Annotated in this window: 3 protein-coding genes; all 3 read left to right on the top strand. The window is 33.7% G+C overall.

The annotated features are described in order from the left end of the window. Positions 1-209 precede the first annotated feature (209 nt). Positions 210-1,121: a ribonuclease D gene (locus D5R40_RS32045; RefSeq protein WP_124145210.1), complete on the top strand. Its 912-nt coding sequence runs from the start codon at positions 210-212 to the stop codon at positions 1,119-1,121. A 362-nt stretch (positions 1,122-1,483) separates the two neighbouring features. Next, positions 1,484-2,098, top strand: a complete 615-nt coding sequence (locus D5R40_RS32040; RefSeq protein WP_124145211.1) for a CP12 domain-containing protein — start codon at positions 1,484-1,486, stop codon at positions 2,096-2,098. Continuing rightward, positions 2,091-2,285: a hypothetical protein gene (locus D5R40_RS38560; protein ID WP_124145212.1), complete on the top strand. Its 195-nt coding sequence runs from the start codon at positions 2,091-2,093 to the stop codon at positions 2,283-2,285. Before D5R40_RS32040 ends, D5R40_RS38560 begins: the two co-directional genes overlap by 8 nt. The last annotated feature ends 270 nt before the right edge of the window (positions 2,286-2,555 follow it).

Below are 2,555 nucleotides of genomic sequence, written 5' to 3'. Positions count from 1 at the left end.
TTAATAATTAACAATTACCTCTCCTTGAAAAGAAGAGGATTGACTCAAAGGAAAAATTTTTCTTGTTTCTCCTTTAAAGGAGAGGCTTTAAGTCTTAATGATTTGGTAATTTACGGAAGTTATTTAACATTTAAAGGAGCGAAACTATTTGTGACATACCTAAAGTGAATTGGTATTAACACTATAATTTTAATATTTTTTTATTTTATATGTTTTATTTGACAGATAATAATGATCTTAAAAAATGTATTGAACAATTAGCTACTGCTAATATACTTTGGATTGATACAGAAGTTGCTGATTATAATACTCGTAGACCTAGATTGTCTTTGATTCAAATATTAGCTGACTCTCAAGATTTAGTGGGCGGTCTCGTTTATATTTTGGATGTTTTAGATAATCCCGATTTAACTAACTTTTTTATCGATAAAATAATGGTTGAACCTAATATTGAGAAGGTATTTCATAATGCTAGGTTTGATATTAAATTCTTGGGTAAAAATGAGGCTAAAAATATTACTTGCACTTGGGAAATAGCAAAAAAATTACCTTATTATATTTTGCCTGTTCCTAATTTTAAACTGAAGACATTAGTGGAAAATTTAACTGATTTTAAAAATATAGATAAAGAAATACAAGGTAGTGATTGGGGACAGCGTCCGCTGACAGAAAAACAGTTAGAATATGCAAAAATGGACTCGGTTTATTTAGCTCAAGTACATTTAGCTTTGTTCGAATTAATGAAACAAAATAATTCTGAACCTACTGCTGAAAATTTAGATGAACTAAGTCAAAGATATCAAGATATTTTACATGAATGGAAATTGTTAGATTCAGAAATTGCTCATATACTTGAGCGGATAAAATTAGCTATGCAGGTACAGAATATTTCTGAAACTTCAACTTTTAAATTATCAGCTACAGAACGAGTTACTCAAAAAGTTAATTTTGCTGAGTTGGCAGCGATCGTACAAGACCGGGAAATAGATTTAGATTTTCCGATTACTGTCACTCAAAAACTACAAAAAGATTTTGGAGATATTATTAATGAAATTTCGGTAAATAAAGAGAAAACTTCTAGCTGGAAATTGACTGTTAAAAATTTGTCCGATATTAACTAGCCTATCAGCTTAAGTTAAAATTCCCATTTAAATTGCATTTCTATGTTGCTGATTATGGGTATGATTTAATAATTTTGTATTTGGGATTTTTGATTTTGGATAGTTTGAACCACTTGTTAATATTAACTATTCCCTATTTCCTATTCCCTATAAATCTAAGCTGACTGCTGAGTGCTGATTGCTGATTGCTTTTTAATCAGCCATATTAGTCAGAAAAATTAAAATAATTAAAAATAATTTGATTTGATAAATCTGTAGACTAAATAACTCTTTTATCCTACTCTTAAATTAATAGCAAAGCTGCTAAATATTGATAGTTTAAATATCAATAACTAAATACATATTATTGAGGAAAAGTCAAGATGATGCAAGCTAAAGATATTATGACCACAGAGGTTGAAAAAATTCGTGGTTCGGCGACAGTAGCTGATGCTGTGAAGAAAATGAACGATCTCTGTCTGCGTGCTCTAATTGTAGAACGCCGTCACGAGCAAGATGCTTATGGTATTATCACAGAGGCAGATATTGTTTATAAGGTTGCTGCTTACGGCAAAGACCCTAAACAAGTGCGAGTTTATGAAATTATGACTAAACCTTGCATTGTTGTTAATCCCGATTTAGGTGTAGAATATGTAGCGAGATTATTTGCTAATACAGGTATACATCGAGCACCTGTAATTAAGGATACGTTACTTGGTATTATTTCAATTACAGATATTTTAAGCAAAAGCGATTTTGTGGAGAAACCAAAATCTGTACTGCTTGAAAGGAGAATAGAAGCAGCTATTGAAGAAGCAAGAAGTATTTGTGCGGAAAAAGGTGTGACTTCTAAAGAATGTGCAGCAGCTTGGGATATTGTAGAAGAGTTACAAGCTGAAGCTGCTCATCAAAAGGCAGAAAGACTGGAAAAAACTGCTTTCGATATCTATTGCGAGGATAACCCAGAAGCTGCTGAAGCACGAAATTACGATGTTTAGGGTTTGCGCTCAAAAGTCTTTTAGTAGGGGTAGGAGACAGGAGACAACCCACCCCTCGCCCCTCCCCCTCCCAGGAGGGGAATACAGGAGACAACCCACCCCTCGCCCCTCCCAGGAGGGGAGAAATGGGAATGAGCAAGGAGCTAGGAGTAAGAATTGTCCTAAGATTGTTCTGCCCAAATCTTGACCAAAATCCGCTCATTTTTTAACCGTTACCACTTAAAACCTCGCACTTTTTGATACTTAAAAAAGCACTTACCTTTATCTATAAAGACTTTTAGATTTAATCAGCAAGTCCTATTTAGTTTCAACTTTTTCGCGATCGATGTTAGCAGGGAACAAGCAACAGTGGGAAAACATTTCCCTGTCTAAGGTCGATCGTCATTTCAGTTATCAGTTATATCAAATCCGGTAGCATCGGAGTAATTAAACCTGAATTTTCGGCCACCAATGGTAC

Origin of the sequence: Okeania hirsuta (assembly GCF_003838195.1) — a bacterium.
Lineage (GTDB): Bacteria > Cyanobacteriota > Cyanobacteriia > Cyanobacteriales > Microcoleaceae > Okeania > Okeania hirsuta.
Note: the sequence above shows the minus strand (reverse complement) of the source record. Positions and strands in the feature narration are given on the sequence as shown.